The following is a 25,369-nucleotide window of genomic DNA, read 5'->3' as shown; positions in this document are numbered from 1 at the left end:
TAAAATTATAAATTTTACGCCTGCTAATAACATTAGCAGGTTTTTTTTATGCTATATTTGAGTAATGAGTTGGTTTAAGAAAGATCCCTTACAAATTATTTCGTTTTTGAGTTATGGTACGCCCAGCCATTTGTACCATCGCGGTCGTGCGTTGGAAGACGAAACTATTGACTTAGACCAAAAAAGTATGTTTAACCTTGTTTTGAATACGTGGAAACGATTTGAAACCGACGAAATAAAACATACAAGACTTAAAATTACACTCCCTAATAATCAAGTATTTTACACTGAAACGGATAAGGATGGCTATTATAAAATAGATGAAGCTATTTCTGATTTTGGCGATTTTATAAACACGGAAGGTTGGTTAAATTTTGAGGTGTCTTATGATGATGCGTCTTTAAAACGAACAATACAAAGCCAGAATAGATTCCGTGCAGAGTTGTTGATACCTAATCAGGATTCTGACTTTGGTGTTATTAGCGATATTGATGATACTATTTTGCACACTGGTGTGGTGTCTGTTTTAAAATGGCGTGTGTTGTATAATACATTTTTTAAACATGCTCAAAATAGAATTCCGTTAGAAGGTGCAGCAGATTTTTACCATAAATTGCATAAAGGTCCTACTAATAAAAAGTCGAATCCTATTTTTTACGTAAGCCATAGTCCATGGAATTTATACCGTTATTTAGAGTTTTTTTTAAGAACTAATAATTTTCCTAAAGGCCCAATTTTATTGAGGGGTTTTAGTACTATTTTTAAAAAGAAAACTGCTGATAGTAAGCCTGAAAAACAGTTAGAGATTGAAAATATTTTAAAGACGTATCCTAAGTTATCAATTATTTTAATTGGTGATAGTGGAGAGCATGATCCTGATATTTATCTACAACTTGTAAATGCCTATCCTGACCGTATTAAAGCAGTATATTTAAGAAGTGTTAATGATAAGAAGAAAACCAAACGGGTAAAAAGTTTACTTAGTCATTATAAGCAAACTCCAGTGTTATTGGTAAATTCTAGTAAAGAGGCTATAGTCCATGCTAGAAGTCATGGTCTTATTAAATAAGCCCGCGTTAGTGATGGAAATGGCATCCTTTTTTTGCTGCCACAAATGGCAAAAAAAGATATAATGTACAGCGCGACCCTTGTGGTAACGCCCCAAACGATCTAGAATAAACCGTTTATTTCTGCGTCTATTTTATTGATAATAATACCTAAGTCTTCAGGGTTTGCAACAAAGTCCATATTGTCTACATCAATAACTAATAAATTACCTTTTGTGTAACCATGTATCCAAGCCTCGTAACGCTCGTTAAGTCTGCTTAGGTAATCTATGCTTATTGAGTTTTCGTAATCACGTCCACGTTTGTGGATTTGAGATACCAAATTTGGGATAGAACTGCGTAAGTAAATTAATAAATCAGGACTGGCAACAAAACCTTCCATTAGATCAAAAAGAGATTTGTAGTTTTCAAAATCACGATTGGTCATTAAACCCATAGCGTGCAGGTTAGGAGCAAATATGTGTGCATCCTCATAAATAGTCCTGTCTTGTATGATGTCTTTTCCACTTTCGTGAATTTGAGAAACCTGTCTAAAACGACTGTTTAAAAAGTAAACTTGCAGGTTAAAACTCCAACGTTCCATCTGATTATAAAAATCGTCAAGGTAAGGGTTGTCTACAACGTCTTCTAATTGCGCCTCCCAGTTAAAGTGTTTGGCTAATAATTTAGTAAGCGTCGTTTTTCCTGCGCCTATGTTTCCTGCTATGGCAACGTGCATAGTTAGTCTGTTTTAAGTTGGTATTGAAATAGTAATTTACGATTGTAAATATACAGGATTTGATTGGTTACAAAAAACTGACTTATTAACATATTTGGTAATTTAATAGGTATCAGTGTTTTGGTTTTGTGATTATAAAAAATTAAACCGTTTTGGTTTTTAATTATTAGGTTTTTGTTGGAGGCTTTGATGCTTGAAAAGCCATCGTTTTTGATTTTGTAAACAACACTTCCAAAATAATTATAACAATACAGGTTGTTTTCTGTCAATAACCAGCAGTAATTGTAATTACTTGTTATGTCTAAAACCTTTGAGGCTACTGGTATGGTTTTGTAACGTGTGGTTTGTGTTTTGTAATCGTATAATTCTAAATACTGAAAATCTTGGTTAAATAACCAAACAGTATTATCAAAACCGGTAGTTACATGCGATACGTTTTTGTAGTCTTGTAATGCGTTAAAGTCTATTTTAGAGACTTCGGCTAATCTATTATCTAATATAATCACAGTGTTTAGGTCTGCATAAAACACGTTTATTTTTAACGGATTAAAAGTGTGTGCGGTGGTTATGTTGCCTAACTGAAAATTACTGTAGTTTATAGTATTGCCATCTTGGCTTTTTATAAGCGTATTGTCTTTTATGTAATAGAGGCTTTCAAAATTATTTTTAGAAATAAATTGATCGGCATCTAGACTGTCCTTTTGGACTAAAGTCGCGCTTATCGCATCTTGAGCGTATAAGGGAAATGATAAAATACAGAATAATATTAGTATTGCCTTCATGGACTACCAATGTACAAAAACTAAACCAAAGGTGTATCAGAAAACATATTTAGAGGACTATTGTTTTTGCTAATTTAATTTTTAACACTTTTAGATTAAACCATTATCTTTTTTTGAGGTCTAATGGACGTATTACCCTTATAAATTTAAAATCTATTACAATGAAACTAAAAACTACTATTAAAAATCTGGCTATTCTAGTGGTCATGATTATGTCATCAAATGCGTTTGCACAAGATGGTTTTCAAGGTCAAGCTATTTATATGTCAAAGACAACTGTTGATATGGATAGTTTTGGTGGACGTGAGATGAGCCCTGAACGTAAGAAGTCTATTATGGAGCGTATGAAGAGTATGCTTGAAAAAACATTTATTCTAGATTTTAATAAAACAGAATCTATGTATAAAGAAGACGAAGCTTTAGAAGCACCAAGTGGAGGTAGAGGTGGATTTAATATGGGTGGTATGTCTGCAGGAACGGTATATAAAAATGTTAAAGACAATCAATTATTGCAAGATCAAGAGTTTTTTGGTAAGCAGTTTTTAATTAAAGATAGTTTAGTCAAGTTAGATTGGAAAATGACTGGCGAGTCTAAGCAAATTGGTAAGTATACTTGTTTTAAGGCTACTGCTACTAAAAAGGTTGATGCTTCGGATTGGACCAACATGAGAAGAAGAGGTGGTGATAGAGGAAAAAAAGAGGCTGATAAAAAAGAAACTGCAGAGGTTAAAAGTGATAGCACAAAAGCAGATGCGCCAAAAGATCCTTTTGAAGATATAGAAATCCCTAAAGAAGTTGAGGTTGTTGCTTGGTATACTATGGATATCCCTGTAAGCGCTGGTCCTGGAGAATATTGGGGACTTCCTGGCTTAATCTTGGAGGTTAATTCTGGTAGAACTACCATTTTATGTACTAAAATAGTCATGAATCCTTCTGATAAAAACGAAATCAAAAAGCCTACTAAAGGTAAAGAAGTTACTATGGAAGCGTATCAAGACATTGTAAAGAAAAAAATGGAAGAGATGCGCGAGATGTTTAGATCACGTGGAGGAAGAGGCGGAGGACGTCGTAATTAATTTTTTAGTACATAACCCAACCAATTAAATAATACAAATGAAACATATTTTAACCACGCTGCTTTTATTAGTGGCTAGCACCTCGTTTGCCCAAGTCAAATTTGAAGGTGTAGTAAAAGATAGCACAGGTGTTGCATTAGAGCTAGCTAATGTAATTGCTATAAACCAAGAGACTAAAATATTAGAGTCTTACGCTATAACTAACGATAAAGGACGTTATAAGCTTAATTTAGATGTTAATTCAAGTTATAGTATTAAGGTAAGTTATATTGGAATGCAACAAATTTCTGAGACTGTTAATACTAAAGAAGCAGGTATTACTAAAGACTACATAATGACTATTGATAATAGTTTAGATGAGGTTGAAATTACTTATGAAATGCCAGTGACTATAAGCGGAGATACAATTACATATAACGCAGATTCTTTTAAAAACGGAACGGAACGTAAACTTGGTGATGTACTAGAAAAAATGCCAGGTGTTGAGATTAATGACGATGGAGAGGTAGAGATTGAAGGAAAGAAGGTTGGTAAAGTTATGATTGATGGTAAAGAGTTTTTTGATGGTGATACTAAATTGGCAACAAAAAATATCCCAGCAAATGCTATTGATAAAGTTCAGGTTTTAAAAAATTATTCTGAAGTTGGTCAATTAAGTGGTGTGACTAATAACCAAGATAATATTGCCATTAATATTAAATTAAAAGAAGGAAAGAAAAACTTTTGGTTTGGTACTATTACTGCTGGAGCGGGAGATTCTAGTAGTGGTGAGCTGTATTTAGCACAGCCTAAATTATTTTATTATAGCCCTAAAAAGAGTATTAACTTTATTGGTGATTTAAATAATATTGGCGAATTAGCATTGTCGCGTCGTGATATTTTTAATTTCTCAGGAGGCTTCCAACAACCAAGTCAGCAAAGTGGAACTAATATTAGTTTAGGTAGTAATGATTTAGGTTTTAGACAACTTCAAAATAATCAAGCAAAAAGTATTAATACTAAGTTTGGTGCTGCTAATTTTAGCTACTCTCCAAAAAGTACTTTAGATGTTAGTGGATTTGCCATTTTTGCAAGTAGCAGGATAGAGTTGCAGGAAAACAGTGCGGTATTATATACAGATCAGACGTTAGGTATTCCTGATGAAAACACACAGAGCAATACGCAACAAAAAAGTGATTTAGGGTTGGTTAAGTTTAGTGCTAAATACAAACCAAATGCGAGTAATCAATTGGATTATGATATTTTAGGACGTGTGTCTAAAGACGAACAATTAAACGGAACGTTCTCTAACGTGATTGGACCAATTGATCAAAATGAAGAAACTAATCCATACAAGATAAATCAAAATTTAAATTATTATTACACAATGGATGAGGATAATATTTTTGCATTATCAATACAACATTTACTGCAAGATGAAGATCCATTTTACAATGCTTTATTGCAAAATGATCCAAGTAATAATACTGATACTGATCCAAGTAATAGGGATCCTTTTGATGACACTGCTCAAGGTTTAGGTTTAGACGGGACGCAGGTTAGTTATGATGTTAATCAGCAAAAACGTGTTAAAACTAATCAAGTAGATGCTAAAGTAGATTATTGGAATATTCTAAATAAAAAGAGTGACATAAACTTTACAGTTGGAACTATTTATAGCAATCAGCAATTTGATTCTAATATTTTTCAAACCTTAGATGATGGTTCAGAGTTAGACACCAATACCACAATAACAGGTTTATCCGATGTTAATGATATTAAGTACACGTTTAGTGATTTGTATCTAGGAGCGCATTATCGTTTTAAAACTGGTAAGTTTACAATTAGTCCTGGAGTTTCTGCACATGCTTATAGTGCTATTAACGATCAGTTTAGTAATAAGACAACGGATAACTTTTTTAGAGTATTGCCAGATTTAAATGTGCGTATTCAATTAAAGGGGACAGAAACTTTAAATTTATCTTATAAGATGCAAACGCAGTTTACGGATGTTAATCAGTTTGCTCAAGGTTTAGTTTTAAACAATTATAATTCTACGTTTAGAGGAAATCCTGATTTAGAAAGCTCTTTAGCACATAATATAAACTTAAGTTACTTTAGTTTTAACATGTTTAATTATACTAACGTGTTTGCGTTTATTAACTACTCTAAAAACATTGATAATATTAGAAACGTATCAGAGTTTCAGCCGGGATCTGTTATTAGAACAAGTACACCTTATAATTCTGGTTTAGATGATGAGAGTTTAAGTGCAAGCGGACGTTTTCAAAGACGTTTTGGAAAATTACAAGCTAGTGTTAGAGGTACATTTAACTACTCTAAATTTAATCAGTTTATTAATAGTCAAGTTTCGGTTAACGAAAACTATAGTCAAAGTTATACAGCTGAGTTTAGATCTAATTTTAGAGAAGCTCCAAATTTTAAATTACGATATACGTATGGTTTAAGTGATAATGACCAAGGGACAAGGCGTACTAAAATATATACCAATGCCCCATCAGCAGAATTTGATGCGTTAATATTTAAAAAATTCACCTTTAAAACAGACTATACATACAACCGTCAAACGCTAGAAGGTAATAGCAATAGTTTTGGATTATGGAATGCTAATTTAGCGTATAGAAAAAGTAGTGATAGTAAATGGGAATATGAGCTTAAAGCTACAAATTTATTAGATACGGATTCTAGAGTGCAAAATAGTAACGATGCTTTTTCTGTAAGCACTAGTGAGTATTTTATTCAACCTAGATTTGTTACAGCTCGATTTATTTATAATCTTTAAGATGAAATAAAATAAAATTTCAAATCCCTTTTAACGTCAAGTTGAAAGGGATTTTTTTATGTGTTATTTTAAACCGAAACAACTAGTTGTAATCAAGTTGTGAAAAGGAGTCATTTTTATATAAGTGAATGTTTAAACTTTGCAAAAGGCAAAAGGCAAAAGGCAAAAGGCAAAAGGCAAAAGGCAAAAGGCAAAAGACAAAAGCACTACCACTCATTAATACGATTAGAATCTAGCTTAATAAAGATAAATACTAAGATTGTAAAACCCCAAAGACCAGAGCCACCATAGCTAAAGAAGGGTAGTGGTATACCAATGGTTGGTATTAATCCCATGACCATACCAATATTAATCATAAAGTGTAAAAAGAGTATGGCGCCTACTGCATAACCATACATTCTGCTAAATTGTGTTTTCTGTCGTTCGGCAAGTATAAGTATCCTAATAATTAGCAAAAGAAAAACAACTACCGTTAAAAAGCTACCAATAAAACCCCATTCTTCTCCAACAGTACTAAAAATATAATCAGTGTGCTGTTCTGGTACAAAATTACCTGTGGTACGTGTACCTTCTAAAAATCCTTTTCCTTTAAATCCACCACTACTAATGGCTTTTTCAGATTCATTTAAGTTATAGGCAACGGTCTTTTTCATGCGCTCCAATTTGTCTGGGTCTTTTTCAAGACTCAACCAAATTGTAATGCGGTCTTTTTGATGCGCAGGAAGAATATTATCATAAAAAAAGCGCACACTAAATGCTAATGATGTGCACAATAATATAACAGTAATTGGTTGTATAATGGATGGTCTTTTCTTTCTTGTAAAGTAATAAGTTAATACAACTATAGATGTAATTAACAGCGTGCTGACTACTCCAAATTTTAATGCGAATATGGAAAGTAGTATTAAAAGGACACCTACAATTAAGTAAATGTGTGGTAGACCTTCTCTGTATAAAACAAAGAAAAAAGCACCGTAAACAATGGCGCTTCCTGCATCAGGTTGTAATAGCACTAATAGAGCAGGGATAACAATTATAGCAAAGGTTTTAAGCTGATCATTAAAACGATTTATATCTGTGTTCAAATCGCTTATATATTTGGCAACAGCTAGAGCAGTGGCAACCTTAGCAAACTCTCCTGGTTGAAACGTGAAACTACCAATTGGATACCAAGATGTGGCACCATTTATATTTTTTCCAAAGACAAATAGACCCGCTAAAGACAGGAGGGCAATGATGTAAATAACACTAGAAAAGCGTTCGTAAAACTTGGCTTCTATGGATAGAATAAGGATTATTAATAGTACAGACAGTCCAATAAACACTAATTGCTTGCTGTAAAAATGCGAGAAATTAGAAAACTCTAACGCTTCTCCAGAATGTGAAGCAGATATAATGTTTACCCAACCAAACATAACTAGTATAAAATATAGTAGTATGGTTAACCAATCAAATTTAAAATGTCTATCAGTTTGCCTCATTTACGTGTATTGGGGTAGCTTGTATTTGTTGTTTTTCTAAGTTTGTTTTTGGTGTTGCGTTTATGTCGTTTTTATTCGGAGCAGGTACAATTTGTAACTGTGTTTCTCTGTTAATCTTAAAAGGCTCTCCAGAATATTGTTTAGCATATTCATTTTCTAAACTATGGGTTAAAATCCATTTTTCTAAATCTGTACGACTAATACTTCCGTTTAAATATTGTTCAATCATTAAAGTAGAAATCTTTCCAGCAAAACGACTTCCCCAATACCCATTTTCAACAAATACAGCAATGGCTATTTTAGGATTGTCTTTAGGTGCAAATGCAACAAAAATGGAGTGGTCTGTTAACTGCGTTTTTACACCATCAATTTTAGCATAGTTTTCAGCAGTCCCTGTTTTTCCGCAAATTTCTATTCCTTCAACTTGTAAGTTTTCTGCAGTACCTTTATTAAATACATCGTACATTCCTTCTACCACGGGTTCAAAATGTTTGCGGTCTACAGTTGTGTATCTTGGTGTTGTATATTTTTCGTCAATAGTTTCGCCTTCAATACTTTTTATAATGTGTGGTGTTATAAAGTATCCTCTGTTGGCAATAGCTGCAACCATGTTAGCTAATTGTATAGGGGTTGCTTCAACTTCTCCTTGTCCAATCGCGTTAGAGGTCATAAATGTAGAACTCCATCTGTTTTTACCGTACCATTTGTCGTAAAATTTACTGTCTGGAATACGTCCTTTTCGTCCAACGACTAAATCATATCCTAAATAATCACCTAATCCAAAACTCTTGGCATGATTACTCCAAACATCCATACCTTCAGCTGAGGTTGGGTATTTTTCTAAAATTCGTCTATAGACATTAACAAAGTAAGCATTACAGGATTCGTAAATACCTAAATTCATATTAACAGGACTTCTATGGCTATGACAACCGTGTAGTTTTCTACCGTTATAATAATATCCCATTCTACAAGTAAACTGTTCTGAAGTAGTTACCACGCCTTCTTGTAAACCAATTAAGGCATTTATAACTTTAAAAGGAGATCCAGGTGCATATTGCGCTTGTAGTCCTCTGTCAAATGTTGGATTTGCTATGGAGTCATTATATAATTTTGTAAAGTTTTTTGAGCGATCTCTACCTACTAAAATATTAGGATCATAACTTGGTCCAGATACTAATGCTAGAATTTCGCCTGATTTTGGGTCTATAGCAATAATACCACCACGTTTGTTGGTCATTAATAGCTCGCCGTACGCTTGTAGGTCTGCATCAATGGTTATTTTTATATCTTTTCCAGCTTCTGGTAATGTGTCGTGTATCCCGTCTTGGTAAGGTCCTAGGTTTCTGTTAAATCTGTCTTTTTGTATAAATTTAATACCTTTTTGTCCTCGTAAAGTAGACTCATAAGACGCCTCAACACCTGCTTTACCAATTAAGTCTCCTGATTGATAATAGTTGTCATTTTTAATGTTTCTATCGTTTACTTCACCAATATCTCCTAAAACATTAGCGCCAATAGTAGTTTCGTATTTCCTTAAACTACGTTTTTGAATATAGAAACCTTCATATTTACGCATTTTTTCTTGTAAAATGGCGTAATCTTCTTTGGATAAGTGTGACACAAAAACGTACGGTAGTCGTGGAGAATACCTGTTAGCTTTTGTAAGTTTTTTTATAAATGTAGGCTTGTCAATTTTCAATAAGTTACAAAACTCTAAAGTATCTAGAGGCTTTACTTCTCTAGGTATTACCATGACGTCATAAGACGGTTGGTTGGATACTAATAGTTTGCCATTACGGTCATAAACAAAACCACGTTTAGGGTAGTCAAATACTTTTCTGATGGCGTTATCCTTGTATAAATCTGTTGAGGTTGCATTGTATACTTGAAGGTATAGTAATCTACCTGTAAAAACGATGCCTACAATTATGACAGATAAAAGAAGTAAAAGTTTTCTCATTTAGATTTTTTGCTAAAAATAGAGGTTATTAAGATGCATAGTATAATAGTGAATATACTAGAAAACAACGTATTTTGTAACACAAAAATTACTTTAGAAACGTTAAATATTTCAAATAGAAAATAGGTTAGTGTGTGTGCAAAAGTTAATATAGAGATATAAGTTAATTTTTGTCCAAAATCTATATTATTAAATTTAAGAGCTTGATGTTCGTAAACCGCACCAAAACTGAATTTTAAAACTGCCGGTCTTATAAAAGCAGTCACTAAAGCTGCTGAGGCATTAATCCCTCCAGAATCCATGAAAATGTCCACACATAGGCCTAATAAAAAGCTTAGAAATAAAAATAAGATGCGGTTATTTTTTACTGGAAATAGTATGATAAACAGGATGTAAACATGTGGGTTTATGTAGCCTAAAAAGTTTATTTTATTAAATAATAATACCTGAAGTAAAATCAGTACAAAAAACCTAACAGTATGTATGGATAATAGGTTATTCATTAGTTTTTTGTAAGTCGTCTATTAGTGGTTTGTCTTTGTTTTCAATAACACTAACGTGCTCTAGATTTGTCATGTCATTAAATAAAAGCACATTGACTTCAAAAAAGTTTTTAGTGACATCTAATTTAAAATCTTCAATAGTGCCCACTAAAATTCCTTTTGGGAATATGGCAGAACGTCCAGAAGTAACTATGGTGTCTCCTTTTACTAATTTTGCGCTTTTCTGGATATCCGTTAATTGTATTAATCGTGGTGATTTACCATTCCAACTTAGGGTTCCGAATTGATTTGTTTTTTTTAATTGACCACTAATTTTATTGGTGGTGTTTAAAATTGAAATTACTGTTGCGTATTTGCTATTTGTATTGTCAATAATACCAATAATACCTTTGGAAGAAATAACACCTAAATCTTGCTTTATGCTATCGCGACTACCTTTATTTATTGTTAAATAATTATTCTGAAGCGAGTAGCTGTTTTTTATAATTTTTGCAGTAGTAAAAGTATATCTGCCGTTAAAAGAAGTCGAATCTATAAACGTTTTTGCATCAATATTTTGATTAAAAAGTAACGATCTTAATCGTGTGTTTTCTTCGTGTAGTTTATCGTTTTCTTGTTTTAAACCAAAATAACTACTTACGGAGTTGCTTGTATTATAAACACCGCCAGTAATACTGTTAGCGGAGTTTATAAACTTGCTTTTATGATAAGAATGTGATTGTATAGTAAGTCCAACCGAAACACATAACAGCAACAAGAAAAACAAAAAAGATTTGTTTCTAAGTATAAAATTTACAATTTGTTGCATTTAGTTTCTATTACTACTTTATCAATACACTTTTGTACTTCGCTAAATTTTTAAGTGTGATTCCCGTACCTCTAACTACAGCACGTAACGGATCTTCAGCAATATAAACAGGTAAGTCTGTTTTTTGAGATAAACGCTTGTCTAAACCACGTAACATAGATCCTCCACCAGCAAGATAAATACCAGTGTTGTATATATCGGCAGCTAATTCTGGAGGTGTTTGTGATAACGTTTCCATCACCGCGTCTTCAATACGTAAAATAGATTTGTCTAAAGCTTTAGCAATCTCTCTGTAGCTAATTTGTACTTGCTTTGGCTTACCAGTTAATAAATCACGTCCTTGGACACTCATATCTTCTGGCGGAAGATCTAAATCTTCAGTAGCAGCACCTATTTGTATTTTAATTTTTTCAGCAGTACGTTCTCCAACATATAAGTTGTGTTGTGTACGCATGTAATAAATAATGTCGTTTGTAAAAACATCACCTGCAATTTTTACAGATTTGTCACAAACAATACCACCAAGCGCAATAACTGCAATTTCTGTAGTACCACCTCCTATATCTACAATCATGTTTCCTTTTGGTTGCATGATATCTACACCAATACCAATAGCAGCAGCCATAGGTTCGTGTATTAAATAAACTTCTTTTCCATTAACACGCTCACAAGATTCCTTTACTGCACGCATTTCTACTTCTGTAATCCCAGAAGGGATACAAACTACCATACGTAAAGCAGGGGTAAATAATTTCTTTTTTAAAGCGGGAATATTTTTAATAAACAAACTTATCATTTGTTCAGAAGCATCAAAATCTGCAATTACACCATCTTTTAATGGTCTAATAGTTTTAATGTTTTCATGGGTTTTACCTTGCATCATGTTGGCTTCTTGACCAACTGCAATGATTTTGCCCGAAATCCTGTCTCTAGCCACTATGGATGGAGCATCAACAACAACCTTGTCGTTATGAATAATTAATGTGTTGGCAGTACCTAAATCTATAGCGATTTCTTCTGTCAGGAAATCAAAAAATCCCATGTGTTATTTGTAATTATAAGGCGTTATTAAAAAGATGCTGTAAAAGTAATAAAAGTATGGTAATATAAGGATTTAATGCCTCACAATTTTTATTAATCGACGTATGAATAAAAGATACGTTTAAAACAAAGTTTTAGATGTTTTGCTTACGCAGAAATTTAGCCAGATGGGATAAAAAAAGCTTCGGTAATTAAACCGAAGCTTTTAGATGTTATTTAAGTCGCTTTATTCTAAGAGTAGACTTAGTGCTTAAAATGACGTGTACCAGTCATTACCATTGCTATATTGTTAGCATTACAGTAATCAATACTTAATTGGTCTTTAATAGAGCCTCCTGGTTGGATGACACTAGTTATTCCAACGTTACCTGCAATTTCCACACAGTCTGGGAAAGGGAAAAATGCATCACTAGCCATAACACTGTCTTTTAAATCAAAATTAAAAGATTGTGCTTTATGTATGGCTTGATTTAAAGCATCCACACGACTAGTTTGCCCAGTTCCACTAGCGCAAAGTTGTTTGTTTTTAACTAAAACAATTGTATTTGATTTTGTATGCTTACATATTTTTGAAGCAAAAATTAAATCGTCAATTGCAGCACTTGAAGGTTTACTTTCTGTAACATACTTTAAGTCTTCTACAGTATCCGTTTTATTATTTTTGTCTTGTACTAAAACGCCATTTAGACATGTTCTAACAGTTGTTTCTGCAAAGTCGGTGTCTTTTAAAACTAATAGGATTCTGTTTTTCTTACCTTTTAAAATGCTTTCAGCTTCAGCTGAAAAAGAAGGTGCAATTACGACCTCGCAAAATAAATTATGAATATCTGTCGCTGTTGCTGCGTCTATTTCTGTATTGCTAATTAAAACACCACCAAAAGCAGAAACAGGGTCTCCTGCTAACGCATCTGTATAGGCTTGAGATACTGTTTCGCGTTGAGCAAACCCACAAGCATTGTTATGTTTTAAAATAGCAAATGTTGGTTTTTCGCCTTTAAATTCTTGAATTAAATTTACAGCAGCATCAACGTCTAAAAGATTGTTGTAGCTTAATTCTTTACCATGTAATTTAGTGAAAAGTGCATCAAAATTTCCGAAGAAAAAACCTTTTTGATGTGGGTTTTCTCCGTAACGTAATACTTTACCATTAGTTTCGCTTATTTTTAAAGCAGGAATAGCATGGTCTGCATTAAAGTAATTGAAAATTGCAGAATCGTAATGAGAAGAGACATTAAATGCTTTGGCAGCAAATGCTTTTCTATCCGCTTCAGATAAATCACCTTTTTTATTTGTAATTAACTCTAAAAACTCGGCATAATCATCTACAGAAGAGACACAGATTACATCCGCATAGTTTTTAGCAGCAGCACGTATTAAAGAAATACCTCCAATGTCTATTTTTTCAATAATATCTTGATTTGAAGCTCCAGAAGCTACTGTCTTTTCAAATGGGTATAAATCTACAATTACAACATCTATTTGAGGGATGTCAAAATCTTTCATTTCTTTTACATCTCCATCATGGTTTTGACGGTTTAAAATACCACCAAAAACTTTAGGGTGTAATGTTTTTACACGTCCACCTAAAATAGAAGGGTACGACGTTACGTCCTCTACGGGAACAACATCTATACCAAGATTTTTAATAAAAGTTTCGGTTCCTCCAGTAGAATATATGGTGACACCTTGTTTGTGTAATTCTTTAACAATAGGTTCTAGACCGTCTTTGCTAAATACTGAAATTAATGCAGATTTAATTGTTTTGTTGCTCATTATAGTTGTGTTAATAAGCAAGCAAATTTAAGTAAAAGTAAATTGGTATAGTTGAAAATAAATAGTGGTTTTTCAACTAAAACACTAAGTTGTTAACAAGCAGTAGTAAATATCAAATTCCGGAAGCTGTTAATTGTAATAATTAGTAGCTTCCAGAATTTGTAATTATATATGTTACAATAATGTTGCTACCTTTTGGCAAACAAATTCTAAAAAGCGCTCATCAGCTTCCGTAAATGGATCTGGAGTATTAGAGTCTATATCTATTTGACCTAAATTTTCGCCATTAACAAATATAGGAATCACTATTTCTGCTTTTACAGTAATACTACAAGCTATATAATTGTCTTGTGCAGCGACGTCAGGTACTACAAAGTTTTCATTACTAACAGCAACTTGACCACAGATACCTTTTCCAAAAGGAATAATGGTATGGTCTGTTGGAGCGCCAACGTAAGGTCCAAGTTTAAGTTCGTTTTTATCTCCATTTTTAAAATAGAAACCAACCCAGTTGTAATACGAGATGTTTTGGTCTAATAACTGACAAATTTGTAATAATTTATCATCAGTGGTAGTTGTTGTGTTAGAAACAATAGTTTCAATTTGAGGTTTTAAAGTTTCGAATGTCATTTATTTGAAAATTTTGGTAAAAGTATTTAAAAAGGCGTAATTTCAACTCCTAAAAAATCTTAAAATTTATTCTTTTTTAATTGAAAGCATTGCTCTTAAAATATAAGCCCGTTATAAAATTTATCTTAACCTTTTTATTGGTTTACGGCGTGCTAAGTTTAGCTTATAGTTATTACTTAGATTTTTCTAAAGGCGGAGCCTATTATCCTGATTTATTTACCAGTTTGGTCGCGGAGCAATCTCAAAACTTACTAGAGGTTGTTGGGTATAAAACACAAATGATGCCACATCCGGATGAGCCTTCTGTAAAAGTGATTGTTGAGGGTAAATATGTGGCCAGAGTTATAGAAGGTTGTAATGGCCTAAGTATTATTATTTTATTTATTGCCTTTATAATTGCTTTTGCTGGTAGATTTAAAACTACTTTTATTTATATTCTGACTGGTAGTGTGCTATTGTATGTGGTTAACTTAATTAGAATTGTTATTTTATCAATAGGCTTGTATCATTACCCTTGGAGAGAGGAGATATTACATAGTGTCATTTTTCCTGCTATGATATATGGTATGGTATTTTTGCTTTGGATGTTTTGGGTTAACCGTTTTTCTCATATAAATAAGTAAATGGGTAAGTATTCTAAATATATAGGGATAGCGTTTGTGTTTTTGTTACTTGCATTGGTAAGATGGTTTGAAAACGAATTGTTTTATGATCCGTATTTGTTGTTTTTTCAGAATGATTATCTATATATGGATTCTCCTAGGCAGGAAACATTAAAGTTAGTTGCTAATACGGCTCTTAGATTTTTTGTAAATACAGGGTTGTCTTTATTAGTATTGTACCTCTTTTTTAAAGATATTAGTATTGTTAAGTTTTCTGCGTTAGTGTATGGTGTTTCTTTTTGTATTCTAATTCCATTGTTTCTTTTTTACATACTAGATCCTAAACAAGAAAACTATTATCTCTTTTTTAATATCAGACGCTTTTTGATTCAACCCATCTTATTGTTGTTGTTATTGCCTGCATTTTATTACAATAGACTTAACCAGTAGTTAAATGTTTTTTGATTGACTAACAACTACTTAGTCGTGTTGTTTGACGATTATATACGCATATTTGTGTTTTTTAGCGGTTATTATTGCGTTTAAGCGGGTTAGTTTTTTTTAAGCATTGGTAAAAGTTACTTTTGTATCATAATCGTTTTCTTTGCCCGAGAGAATGATTTATCCCTCAAATCTAATATTTTAACCTATGAAGAAAACTACTTTGTTTTTCAGTGTGCTTTTATGCGCCATGTTTTGTGTCTCTTTTACAACACAAGCACAAGAATCAGATTTTGACAATGACGGTATTGTTGATCGACTAGATGTTGACGATGATAATGATGGTATACTTGATACTGTTGAGTGTCCTGCTATTGCAGGAGCTGCTAGTCCGCAAACAGATCAAATAGCTTGGAAGCTTAATCAATATAAAGTTTTTACAATCAGCGCTAACACCAATGGATTAGGATATCAAGAATCTGGATACCAAGAAGAAGTGTTTAGTAGAGGACAACCTTTAACAGTGCTTAATGGTGCTTCTGATTTTTCTTTTCCAGCGTCTTCTTTGACTGCTGGTTCTGCAAATACTAGCGTCGGTACTTTTGCTAATGGTACTTTGTCTTTTGAAGATAATTATTATAGAAGAACAAGTTCTCCTAGAATTAATTTGTTTAGATCAACTACAGGAGCTGGTTTTACTTCTGGAGATGGTCCATCTCATGGTCTTTATGTTAAGCCAGAAGTTGCTGCTGAAACTGGTGATTTTTATTCAGTACACATAAATTTTACGGAGCCTGTGGCTTCATTTAGTTTTGATTTTGTTGATGCTTATGATACCAATGCAGGTGCGGGAGTAATGAATTACGAGGTGTATGCAGATGGGGATTTAATAGCCTATTATAGTGATACTTATTTTGGAGATGACTTAGTTGGTGTTATTGAGTTGTTTGATGCAAATGGAGTTTCAAAGGGAGTTGTTTCAGCTGGTCAAAATATTGAAAACACTATTGGTTTTGTAACTAGTGAATTAGTTAGTCATGTTGAGATTAGACATATCGTGACGGCGGGAGCATTAGTAGGAGGTACTCACGATCCTCATGGATTAGATGGGTTTGCTTATAGCTTTTTATGTCAACCACAAATCGATATTGATGTTGACGAGGATGGAATACCTGATAATGTAGAAGCTCAGACTACTACTGGCTATTTAGCACCAAGTGGAGTTGTTGGTCCTAATGGGTTATATACAAATTATGGTTCAGGATTTACGCCAGTAAATACGGATGGTACAGATTTACCTGACTACTTAGATACAGACACTGATAATGACGGTATTTTAGATATTAATGAAAATGGGCATGTTAATATTGTAGTTAATACAGATTCTGATGGAGATGGACTAGATGATAACTTTGATGTTATTTCTTCTGTTTATGATTCTAACGATGAAGTAACAACCGGAGACGTACCAAATTTGGTTAGTTCTTTTGGGGATTTTGATGCAGATGCGGCTACCGGAGGAGATTTAGATTATAGAGATGCAAATACTGCAATAATAGGTTCTAGTACTATTGATTTTGATGGTGTTGATGATTATTTAGATGCACCTAATTTTATTAGTGATTGGTCCAAAGCAACAATCATGGCTTGGGTTAAAATAGAAGGAGATAATACTGCTTTGCCTAATCTTTTTAGTATTGCAGGGCAAGAAAATTTACGTTTGTATATTAGTAATGGTCGATTACCTGGTTTTCTTGTTTACACTCAGGCTCAAGTAACGTCTTCAGATAATTATCCTGACTTAAGTTTTACTGCATTACCGGATCCTTCGCTTAATTTGAAAATTGAAAGTGATGTATGGTACCATATTGCAGGGGTTTTTGACGCGTCAACTAATTCAGTGAAGTTATATGTTAACGGAGAGTTGGTCGGAGAAAAGGTAGATCCATTATTAAATTCAGTTTTATTGACTAAAAATTTTAATGGTTCCAATCATATATATTCTACTAGAGATTTTACAGTTGGTAAATACCCAACACAAACTTCTGATTTTGGTCATTTAGATGGTAACATTGATGAGGTTAGAGTTTTTAAAGAAGCCTTGACATCGGATCAATTACAGAGTATGGTATATCAAGAAATTGAAAATAATTCAGGTACAATTAAAGGTGCTGTAATAGATAAAGATATTATAGATTTTACTTCAGGAGCTTCAGTACCTTGGTCAGCCTTAGAAGCTTACTATCCAATGACAAATATTGTTAATGGAGAAACTTATGACGAGTCTAATAATTCTCGCGTTTTAAAATTAAATAATATTACGACTGTTCAAGAACAAACCGCTCCAATGCCTTATGAGAGTGTTTCTAATGGACCATGGGTTGATGAGAGTACATGGTTACATGGAGATGTTTGGGATATTGAAAATTTACCAAATAAAGATTGGTCCATAGTTCATATAAAAAACAGAGTAACAACAAGTGCGTCACATACACATTTAGGATTGATTATAGATGATAATAAAAGACTTGTTGTTAACGGAAGTAACGAAATCAATAACTATTGGTATTTAGAATTAAATGGGGTTTTAATTTTAAAAGATGAGTCTCAATTAGTGCAAACTAAACTAAGTGAATTAAAAGTAACAAGTTCTGGTAACATAGTGAGACGTCAAGAAGGGACTAGTAATTTATTTAGATATAATTATTGGAGCTCGCCAGTAGGTGTGGAAAGTACAACTTCAAATAATACAGATTTTTCAATTGATATGTTAAGGGATGCTAATGGTCCTATTCAGTTTACTAATGGATATTCTCCTGCAGTAACAACGCCAGCGACATTAAGTACATATTGGTTATATACTTTTAAAAATGGAGTAACTTATTATGATTGGGCTGGTTTAAATGAATCATCTCCAATAGAACCAGGTGTGGGGTATACGCAAAAAGGAACAGGTGTTGGAAGTGGTGATTTTCAATACATCTTTGAAGGTAAGCCAAATAATGGAGAAATTTTAGTAAGTGTAAATGATACAGGAGGTCCAGGTTCTGTAGGAGGTACAAGTAAAACTGAATATTTATTAGGTAATCCTTATCCTTCAGCATTAGATGTTCATGCATTTATAGATGATAACGCAGGAATTATTAATGGAGCTGTTTATTTCTGGGAGCAATGGGCTGGAGAAAGTCATGTGTTAAGTCAATACCAAGCAGGATATGCTACTTTAAATAAAATTGGAGGTACAAAGGCGTATCAATTTGTAGGTTTAGATGGAGCAACTACTGGTGGTGTATCGGGTCTTAAAACACCTGAAAGATATATTGCAGTTGCGCAAGGTTTTATGGCGGAAATTGTTGGAAGTGGTAATGTGGAATTTAATAATAGTCAAAGAGTTTTTAAGACAGAAGCTTCGGGAGAATCAGAATTTTTAAGAACGACTGCTGTTGCGGACCAAGAGACTGATGCATCCGAACTTCAGATAATAAGATTAGAGTTTGTAACGTCTAATGACCTAAGTAGAGAATTGTTATTTGGTTTTGGAGAGGATATTAATGATGATGCTTTTGATTATGGGTATGATGCTAGAGCTAGTGAAGTTTTTGCAAATGATTTATTATCTACTTTAGATGGAGAAGATTATATTATTCAAGGGTATTCTACTATTCAATCTGACAAGGAAGTTGCTTTAAGACTGAAAAGTGAAGCAGTAGCGATGTATACTATAAAAATGACAGAAACTAAAAATATAGATGCTTCTCAAGAGATTTATATATATGATAGTTTGGAAGGTGTTTATCACGATTTACGATCAGGAGATTATAATTTTACTGCTCAAGCTGGTGACGATGCGGATCGTTTAAAAATTGTTTTTCAAATGGAGCAGTCATTATCTAATGAGGATTTTGAAGCAATAAACAATGTTTCAATATTTGTGAATAATAACCTAAATCAATTACACATTAAAGGATTAGATCAAGATATAAAAGGGTTGAATTTAATTAATATGTTAGGTCAGAATGTAATGCGTTTGTCTAATGTAAACGCTACTCAAGCAAGTTCAGGAGTGAAATTGAATAATTTGAGTACAGGTGTTTATATCGTAGATGTAACATTAAAAGATGGTCGTGTACTTTCTAAAAAAGTAACCATTAATTAAATAGAGTAAAAGATTATAAAAGCCTCAACATATTTTATGTTGAGGCTTTTTTTTATGGTAATAGATCTAATATCTAAAAGTAAGCTAATTACAATTTGAAGACTAGTTTATTCGAGTTGTATGTAATAAGAGTAACTTTCTAATTGATATCAGTAATTAATATCGTATTCATGGTAATTTGAATCTCGTTACTATAAAATAGTTTTAAGTCATATAAATCAGAATCCAAATAAAAAGGCCTCAACTAATGTTGAGGCCTTTTTTTTGTATTTATAGATGATGTTTTTATTACATCATTCCTGGCATACCTCCACCCATTGGCATTCCGCCTCCAGCTGGAGCAGCTTCTTTAATATCTACTAAAGCACACTCTGTAGTTAATATCATTCCTGCAACAGAAGCAGCATTTTCTAATGCTATTCTTGTTACTTTTTTAGGATCGATAATACCCGCTTTAAGCATGTCTACGTAAGTTTCAGTTTTTGCATCATATCCAAAGTCATTTTTGCCTTCCATGACCTTAGAAACAACAACACTACCTTCTCCACCTGCGTTTTCAACAATAGTACGTAACGGTGCTTCAATAGCACGTGCTACGATTTGTATTCCTGTAGTTTCGTCTAAGTTTTCAGTTGTAATGTCATTCAATACAGATTTTGCTCTAACTAAAGCAACACCTCCACCAGCAACAATACCTTCTTCTACTGCAGCACGAGTAGCATGTAAAGCATCATCAACACGGTCTTTCTTTTCTTTCATTTCTACTTCACTAGCAGCACCTACATAAAGTACAGCAACACCACCTGCTAATTTAGCAAGACGTTCTTGTAGTTTTTCTTTATCGTAATCACTAGTTGTAGTTTCGATCTGAGCTTTAATTTGGTTAACTCTATTCTTGATTAAGCTCTTGTCTCCTGCACCGTTTACAACAGTTGTATTGTCTTTATCAATAGTTACACGTTCTGCCGTACCAAGCATCTCTAAAGTCGTGTTTTCAAGTGTAAAACCTCTTTCTTCAGATATAACAGTACCTCCAGTTAAAATAGCAATATCTTCTAACATTGCTTTTCTACGATCTCCAAATCCTGGCGCTTTTACAGCTGCAATCTTAAGAGAACCACGTAATTTATTAACTACTAATGTTGCTAATGCTTCTCCATCAACATCTTCAGCAATAATTAATAATGGTTTTCCTGATTGTGCAACAGGTTCTAAAATAGGAAGTAAATCCTTCATTGTAGATACTTTTTTATCATACAATAAAATGTAAGGATTCTCTAAATCAGTTACCATTTTGTCACTGTTAGTTACAAAATAAGGCGATAAATACCCTCTGTCAAATTGCATTCCTTCAACGATATCTACGTATGTTTCAGTTCCTTTAGCTTCTTCAACAGTAATAACTCCTTCTTTACCAACTTTACCAAATGCTTTAGCGATTAAATCACCAATAACGTCATCATTGTTAGCAGAAATTGAAGCCACTTGCTTAATCTTTTCAGAAGAGTTTCCTACTTCTTTAGATTGTTTTGCTAAATCAGCAACAATAGCCTCTACAGCTTTATCAATACCACGTTTTAAATCCATTGGATTTGCACCTGCAGCAACGTTTTTTAAACCTTCCTTAACTATTGCTTGAGCCAATACAGTTGCAGTAGTTGTTCCATCTCCAGCTAAATCATTAGTTTTAGAAGCAACTTCTTTTACCATTTGTGCCCCCATATTTTCTAATGGGTCTTCTAATTCTATTTCTTTTGCAACACTCACACCATCTTTAGTTACTATTGGTGCTCCAAATGAACGTCCAATAATTACATTTCTTCCTTTTGGTCCTAAAGTTACTTTTACTGCGTTTGCTAATGCATCTACACCACGTTTTAAACCGTCACGTGCTTCTACATCAAATTTTATGTCTTTTGCCATAATAAGATTATTTTGAGATTTTAATTGTTATTTCTAACTTATGGTTGCCCATTGAAGATCAATTAAAATATTTAAATTAGTTTTTAGTTTTTGAAATTTCAGACTAGATAATTGCCAAGATGTCTTCTTCGCGCATCATTAGGTATTCTTTTCCTTCTAATTTGATTTCAGATCCAGAATACTTTCCATAAAGTACAGTATCTCCAACTTTTACCGTTAAAGGTTCGTCTTTTTTACCGTTACCTACTGCAACGATTGTTCCTTTATGTTGCTTTTCTTGTGCTGTATCTGGTATGTATAAACCAGAAGCTGTTTGTGTTTCGGCAGGTAGTGCTTCTACTAGCACACGATCTGCAAGTGGTTTAATGTTTAATTTACTCATAATATATATGTTTAATTAATTATAACTATAGTGCTTAATAATAAGCTAAAAATGTGCCAATAGAGTACAACTGACAAACTTGCAGAAACAAAAAATGCCAACTTATAAAGTTGGCATTTTTTGTTATGTTTTAGTGATAGCTTATTACTCAGTAACTGGGTCTATTACTTTAGCAGCATCATCTGTTGTAGGTGAAGCAGTTGGTGTCGGTAAATCAATACTGTCGCTTTCTAAAATTTTAGATTCTGCAGATTGACCATTTTTGTCAATACCTAAGCTAGAGGCTAATATTAATGCTAGTAAGATAGTAGCTAATGTCCAAGTACTTTTATCTAAAAAGTCTGTTGTTTTTTTAACACCACCTAGTTGTTGTGTACCACCGCCACCAAATGAAGAAGATAATCCTCCACCTTTTGGGTTTTGTACCATAATTACAACTATTAGTAGAAATGCTACTATTACTATTAAGATCAAAAAGATTGCAAATGTGCTCATTATAATTTGTTATTTATTCTTGTAATTTTTCTATTGCTTTAATTTGGTCTGCAAAGAAACCACTTTTTTCTGGATATTTCAAACTTAAAATTTTATAAGATTGAATCGCTTTTTTATAGTTTTTTTGTTCGACATAAATACGAGCCAATGTTTCTGTCATTAATTCGTCTGACTGTATCATCTGCGCTTGCGCAATGTTATGTGTCGACACCTTTGCTTTTTTAGCTTCAAGCTTAGGATTTTTGATAATAAACTGATCTATTAAATCAAACTTTTTAGCGCGTTCTAAATTTGCTTCTTCCTTTAAAGGGTCTTCTGGTTCGCGTTGTATTGGTTTGAATTTAGCAATATTCAACCATTCATTAAAACTATGAGTTTCGTCTTTTTCAAATTGAAGTGGTTTTCCAATGTTTAAAAAGTCTTCAATTTCTTTTTTACTTGAATTTAGTGACGCATCATTTTCTGTTTTGGTAGTCTCATCTTTAATTAAATTTGAGCTAATGACAGGTTGTGTTTCTGTTTTAGGTTGAAATAAATCAGGATCAAGTATACTTCTAGTCTCCTCAAGTTGCTGCTTTAAGGTTGGGTCTGTAGATGTTGTGTTATTTACAGAAATATCTTCTACAAAAACATCTAAACTATTAATATAGTCAGCGTTTTGTTTAATATACTCCGAGATTTCATTTTGATTAAAGGTGTCGCTTGTAATAAAATCAAACAATATACTTCTGTCTGCTGTATAAGCAGCTGTAACTCTTAATGCTTGATTGTATTTAAAACTCTCTTTGTTTTTTAAGCCTTTAAGAAAAACGGCACGTGCTGATTGGAAATAAGGAAATTCTTCCAATATGGAACCCAACATAGCGGTCTGCTCTGCAGTTACTACTTGTGGTAGTTGTAATACGTTTGTTAATTCTTGGCTAGTCATTAGGTTTACCAGTTTGCAAGTGATGCGTTAAAAATATCTTGTGTCAAACGTTCAAAGATCTCTTCGTAAGCCAATGTTTTTGTTGTACCAGATAATAATTCGCTTCCTGTATAATCATAAAAGAATGAAAACGATTTTTCAAAATCCTTTTCACTATCCTGTTTATTGTAAAATCTTACTTTTACACCTATGGTTAAGCGGTTTTGTGCAGCTGTGCTATTAGCGGTAGCAGTAGTAGGAGAGATTCGGTAATTTGTAATATCACCTTCATAAACTAAATCGGCACTAGAATTAACTAGACTTAGACTGGTTTGATCTTGTATTAAATCTTGTAATGCTCTTGTAAAGTCTAGGTCCAATCCTGGATCTATTAAATTGGCTGTGTTTTTAAAATAATTAACTTGAAATGTTTTTGCGGTACCAATATCTGCTCCAGTAAAAGAATACGCGCCACAACCAAATATGGTAAATGATATTAATAGTAATAATATATATTTAAACTGTTTCATTTTAGTTTTTGTTTAGAATTACAACGTGATATTATAAATCAAATTGCTTAATTTTTCTATAAAGTGTACGTTCGCTAATTCCTAATTCTTCTGCAGCTAGCTTCCTTTTGCCTTTATGACGCTCTAAAGATTTTTTGATTAATTCTAACTCTTTGTCATGTAACGATAGCGTTTCTTCTTCCTCAATTTCTTCAGCAAAATGGTACTTATCTTGTGTATTCTCAGTTTCTATTGTGCTAGGTGGTTGCATTGCATTTTGAGATATTGACAACACTTCCATGTCTTCTACATGCTCATCAAACTCAGTATCGCTATCGTTCTCACCATAGATTTTCTGAATTAAACCTTCGTTTTCTTTCTGTACTTCTTTAGCGTTACCAGTTTTCATTAATTCCATGGTTAGCTTTTTTAGATCGTTTAAATCAGCTTTCATGTCAAATAATACTTTGTATAAAATCTCACGTTCACTTCCAAAATCGCTTTCTGATTTGGTAGTGTTAATTACAGCAGGTAAATTACTACCAACAGGTAAATAACTATGAAGTGTGCTTGCGCTAATGGTTCTGTTTTGTTCTAATACCGAAACCTGTTCTGCAACGTTACGAAGCTGTCTAATATTTCCGCTCCAGCGATATTTTATTAATAATTGTACAGCGTCATCAGTTAATTTTATAGTAGGCATTTTGTACTTTAATGCAAAGTCACTAGCAAATTTTCTGAATAATATATGAATGTCTTCTTGACGCTCTCTTAAAGGCGGTAGGTTAATGTCAACTGTGCTTAATCGGTAAAATAGGTCTTCTCTAAATTTTTCTTTTTTAATAGCGTCAAACATGTGCACGTTTGTAGCTGCAACAATACGCACATTTGTTTTTTGTACTTTACTAGATCCAACCTTAATAAATTCGCCATTTTCTAAAACTCTTAGTAAACGTACTTGCGTAGTTAAGGGGAGTTCTCCAACTTCATCTAAAAAAATAGTTCCACCATCGGCTACTTCAAAATAACCATTTCTAGTTGCTGTTGCACCAGTAAAGGCTCCTTTTTCATGGCCAAAAAGCTCACTGTCAATAGTTCCTTCTGGTATTGCACCACAGTTTACAGCAATATATTTACCATGTTTTCTGTGAGAGAGTTGATGGATTATTTTTGGAATACTCTCCTTTCCAACACCACTTTCTCCGGTTACTAAAACAGAGATGTCTGTTGGCGCAACTTGCATCGCTTTTTCAATAGAGCGATTTAAAGTTGGACTGTTTCCTATAATTCCGAAACGTTGTTTTATAGATTGTATTGATTCCATGTAAAC

21 protein-coding genes are annotated in these 25,369 nt (G+C 33.0%); 6 read left to right on the top strand and 15 right to left on the bottom strand.

Annotated features, from left to right (window positions below):
* Window positions 1–64: 64 nt before the first annotated feature.
* Window positions 65–1,069: an App1 family protein gene (locus ACZ2G2_RS02855; RefSeq protein WP_470393870.1), complete on the top strand. Its 1,005-nt coding sequence runs from the start codon at window positions 65–67 to the stop codon at window positions 1,067–1,069.
* 101 nt (window positions 1,070–1,170) lie between these two features.
* Here ACZ2G2_RS02855 and ACZ2G2_RS02850 read toward each other — a convergent pair whose 3' ends face one another.
* Window positions 1,171–1,785 (bottom strand): deoxynucleoside kinase, encoded by a 615-nt coding sequence (locus ACZ2G2_RS02850; protein ID WP_090837716.1) that lies wholly within the window; start codon window positions 1,783–1,785, stop codon window positions 1,171–1,173.
* 2 nt (window positions 1,786–1,787) lie between these two features.
* Entirely contained in the window at window positions 1,788–2,567 is a 780-nt protein-coding gene (locus tag ACZ2G2_RS02845) for a hypothetical protein (protein WP_470393868.1), read from the bottom strand.
* A gap of 161 nt (window positions 2,568–2,728) precedes the next feature.
* On the opposite strand from ACZ2G2_RS02845, the gene ACZ2G2_RS02840 reads away from it, so the two are divergent.
* Window positions 2,729–3,643, top strand: a complete 915-nt coding sequence (locus ACZ2G2_RS02840; RefSeq protein WP_470393867.1) for a GLPGLI family protein — start codon at window positions 2,729–2,731, stop codon at window positions 3,641–3,643.
* A gap of 37 nt (window positions 3,644–3,680) precedes the next feature.
* On the top strand, window positions 3,681–6,425 hold the full coding sequence (locus tag ACZ2G2_RS02835) for an outer membrane beta-barrel protein (protein WP_470393865.1): 2,745 nt from the start codon (window positions 3,681–3,683) through the stop codon (window positions 6,423–6,425).
* Between the two features lie 206 nt (window positions 6,426–6,631).
* Here the strand turns inward: ACZ2G2_RS02835 and rodA are convergent, their stop codons facing one another.
* The 7 genes from rodA to ACZ2G2_RS02800 form a co-directional block, all read right to left on the bottom strand.
* Window positions 6,632–7,906, bottom strand: a complete 1,275-nt coding sequence (rodA, locus tag ACZ2G2_RS02830; RefSeq protein ID WP_101203985.1) for a rod shape-determining protein RodA — start codon at window positions 7,904–7,906, stop codon at window positions 6,632–6,634.
* Entirely contained in the window at window positions 7,893–9,869 is a 1,977-nt protein-coding gene (gene mrdA / locus ACZ2G2_RS02825) for a penicillin-binding protein 2 (protein WP_470393863.1), read from the bottom strand. The genes rodA and mrdA overlap by 14 nt, the downstream gene beginning before the upstream one ends.
* A complete protein-coding gene (locus ACZ2G2_RS02820) occupies window positions 9,866–10,372 on the bottom strand; it encodes a rod shape-determining protein MreD (protein ID WP_090837706.1) in 507 nt (168 codons plus the stop codon). The genes mrdA and ACZ2G2_RS02820 overlap by 4 nt, the downstream gene beginning before the upstream one ends.
* Window positions 10,365–11,180 (bottom strand): rod shape-determining protein MreC, encoded by an 816-nt coding sequence (gene mreC / locus ACZ2G2_RS02815; protein ID WP_470393861.1) that lies wholly within the window; start codon window positions 11,178–11,180, stop codon window positions 10,365–10,367. Before mreC ends, ACZ2G2_RS02820 begins: the two co-directional genes overlap by 8 nt.
* 13 nt (window positions 11,181–11,193) lie before the next feature.
* Window positions 11,194–12,222, bottom strand: a complete 1,029-nt coding sequence (locus ACZ2G2_RS02810) for a rod shape-determining protein (protein ID WP_090837702.1) — start codon at window positions 12,220–12,222, stop codon at window positions 11,194–11,196.
* Between the two features lie 242 nt (window positions 12,223–12,464).
* The gene (gene purH, locus ACZ2G2_RS02805) at window positions 12,465–13,994 is read right to left on the bottom strand and encodes a bifunctional phosphoribosylaminoimidazolecarboxamide formyltransferase/IMP cyclohydrolase (RefSeq protein ID WP_470393859.1); all 1,530 of its coding nucleotides are present in this window, start codon (window positions 13,992–13,994) and stop codon (window positions 12,465–12,467) included.
* Window positions 13,995–14,168: 174 nt separating this feature from the next.
* Window positions 14,169–14,624 carry a GAF domain-containing protein gene (locus ACZ2G2_RS02800; protein ID WP_090837698.1) on the bottom strand — a complete coding sequence of 152 codons (456 nt, stop codon included), beginning with the start codon at window positions 14,622–14,624 and terminating at the stop codon, window positions 14,169–14,171.
* Between the two features lie 80 nt (window positions 14,625–14,704).
* On the opposite strand from ACZ2G2_RS02800, the gene xrtF reads away from it, so the two are divergent.
* The 3 genes from xrtF (at window position 14,705) to ACZ2G2_RS02785 (ending at window position 19,823) form a co-directional block, all read left to right on the top strand.
* Complete coding sequence (xrtF, locus tag ACZ2G2_RS02795) at window positions 14,705–15,247, top strand: exosortase family protein XrtF (RefSeq protein ID WP_101203981.1); 543 nt, start codon at window positions 14,705–14,707, stop codon at window positions 15,245–15,247.
* On the top strand, window positions 15,248–15,676 hold the full coding sequence (locus ACZ2G2_RS02790; protein WP_470393857.1) for an exosortase F system-associated membrane protein: 429 nt from the start codon (window positions 15,248–15,250) through the stop codon (window positions 15,674–15,676). It abuts the gene before it with no gap.
* A 199-nt stretch (window positions 15,677–15,875) separates the two neighbouring features.
* Window positions 15,876–19,823, top strand: coding sequence for a LamG-like jellyroll fold domain-containing protein (locus ACZ2G2_RS02785; protein WP_470393855.1), 3,948 nt, complete (start codon window positions 15,876–15,878; stop codon window positions 19,821–19,823).
* 288 nt (window positions 19,824–20,111) lie between these two features.
* On the opposite strand, the gene groL is transcribed toward ACZ2G2_RS02785, so the two are convergent.
* The 6 genes from groL to ACZ2G2_RS02755 all read right to left on the bottom strand — a co-directional run bounded on the left by groL (window position 20,112) and on the right by ACZ2G2_RS02755 (window position 25,363).
* On the bottom strand, window positions 20,112–21,746 hold the full coding sequence (groL, locus tag ACZ2G2_RS02780) for a chaperonin GroEL (protein ID WP_090837691.1): 1,635 nt from the start codon (window positions 21,744–21,746) through the stop codon (window positions 20,112–20,114).
* A gap of 103 nt (window positions 21,747–21,849) precedes the next feature.
* Window positions 21,850–22,128 (bottom strand): co-chaperone GroES, encoded by a 279-nt coding sequence (locus ACZ2G2_RS02775; RefSeq protein ID WP_090837690.1) that lies wholly within the window; start codon window positions 22,126–22,128, stop codon window positions 21,850–21,852.
* 144 nt (window positions 22,129–22,272) lie between these two features.
* Entirely contained in the window at window positions 22,273–22,623 is a 351-nt protein-coding gene (secG, locus tag ACZ2G2_RS02770; protein WP_470393853.1) for a preprotein translocase subunit SecG, read from the bottom strand.
* Between the two features lie 13 nt (window positions 22,624–22,636).
* On the bottom strand, window positions 22,637–23,551 hold the full coding sequence (locus ACZ2G2_RS02765; RefSeq protein ID WP_101203977.1) for a hypothetical protein: 915 nt from the start codon (window positions 23,549–23,551) through the stop codon (window positions 22,637–22,639).
* A gap of 5 nt (window positions 23,552–23,556) precedes the next feature.
* Window positions 23,557–24,060, bottom strand: coding sequence for an LptE family protein (locus tag ACZ2G2_RS02760; RefSeq protein WP_470393851.1), 504 nt, complete (start codon window positions 24,058–24,060; stop codon window positions 23,557–23,559).
* 31 nt (window positions 24,061–24,091) lie between these two features.
* On the bottom strand, window positions 24,092–25,363 hold the full coding sequence (locus tag ACZ2G2_RS02755; protein ID WP_090837682.1) for a sigma-54 interaction domain-containing protein: 1,272 nt from the start codon (window positions 25,361–25,363) through the stop codon (window positions 24,092–24,094).
* Window positions 25,364–25,369: the final 6 nt, after the last annotated feature.

The sequence above is a fragment of the Olleya sp. KKT75 genome (assembly GCF_055635485.1).
The sequence above is the reverse complement of the archived record's forward strand: the minus strand, read 5'-3'. Positions and strand labels throughout refer to the sequence as shown.

Bases quoted from the DNA above. Each gene is read 5' to 3' on its own strand.
- ACZ2G2_RS02855 (WP_470393870.1), top strand. From the start codon at position 65: ATGAGTTGGTTTAAGAAAGATCCCTTACAAATTATTTCGTTTTTGAGT.
- ACZ2G2_RS02850 (WP_090837716.1), bottom strand. From the start codon at position 1,785: ATGCACGTTGCCATAGCAGGAAACATAGGCGCAGGAAAAACGACGCTT.
- ACZ2G2_RS02845 (WP_470393868.1), bottom strand. From the start codon at position 2,567: ATGAAGGCAATACTAATATTATTCTGTATTTTATCATTTCCCTTATAC.
- ACZ2G2_RS02840 (WP_470393867.1), top strand. From the start codon at position 2,729: ATGAAACTAAAAACTACTATTAAAAATCTGGCTATTCTAGTGGTCATG.
- ACZ2G2_RS02835 (WP_470393865.1), top strand. From the start codon at position 3,681: ATGAAACATATTTTAACCACGCTGCTTTTATTAGTGGCTAGCACCTCG.
- rodA (WP_101203985.1), bottom strand. From the start codon at position 7,906: ATGAGGCAAACTGATAGACATTTTAAATTTGATTGGTTAACCATACTA.
- mrdA (WP_470393863.1), bottom strand. From the start codon at position 9,869: ATGAGAAAACTTTTACTTCTTTTATCTGTCATAATTGTAGGCATCGTT.
- ACZ2G2_RS02820 (WP_090837706.1), bottom strand. From the start codon at position 10,372: ATGAATAACCTATTATCCATACATACTGTTAGGTTTTTTGTACTGATT.
- mreC (WP_470393861.1), bottom strand. From the start codon at position 11,180: ATGCAACAAATTGTAAATTTTATACTTAGAAACAAATCTTTTTTGTTT.
- ACZ2G2_RS02810 (WP_090837702.1), bottom strand. From the start codon at position 12,222: ATGGGATTTTTTGATTTCCTGACAGAAGAAATCGCTATAGATTTAGGT.
- purH (WP_470393859.1), bottom strand. From the start codon at position 13,994: ATGAGCAACAAAACAATTAAATCTGCATTAATTTCAGTATTTAGCAAA.
- ACZ2G2_RS02800 (WP_090837698.1), bottom strand. From the start codon at position 14,624: ATGACATTCGAAACTTTAAAACCTCAAATTGAAACTATTGTTTCTAAC.
- ACZ2G2_RS02790 (WP_470393857.1), top strand. From the start codon at position 15,248: ATGGGTAAGTATTCTAAATATATAGGGATAGCGTTTGTGTTTTTGTTA.
- ACZ2G2_RS02785 (WP_470393855.1), top strand. From the start codon at position 15,876: ATGAAGAAAACTACTTTGTTTTTCAGTGTGCTTTTATGCGCCATGTTT.
- groL (WP_090837691.1), bottom strand. From the start codon at position 21,746: ATGGCAAAAGACATAAAATTTGATGTAGAAGCACGTGACGGTTTAAAA.
- ACZ2G2_RS02775 (WP_090837690.1), bottom strand. From the start codon at position 22,128: ATGAGTAAATTAAACATTAAACCACTTGCAGATCGTGTGCTAGTAGAA.
- secG (WP_470393853.1), bottom strand. From the start codon at position 22,623: ATGAGCACATTTGCAATCTTTTTGATCTTAATAGTAATAGTAGCATTT.
- ACZ2G2_RS02765 (WP_101203977.1), bottom strand. From the start codon at position 23,551: ATGACTAGCCAAGAATTAACAAACGTATTACAACTACCACAAGTAGTA.
- ACZ2G2_RS02760 (WP_470393851.1), bottom strand. From the start codon at position 24,060: ATGAAACAGTTTAAATATATATTATTACTATTAATATCATTTACCATA.
- ACZ2G2_RS02755 (WP_090837682.1), bottom strand. From the start codon at position 25,363: ATGGAATCAATACAATCTATAAAACAACGTTTCGGAATTATAGGAAAC.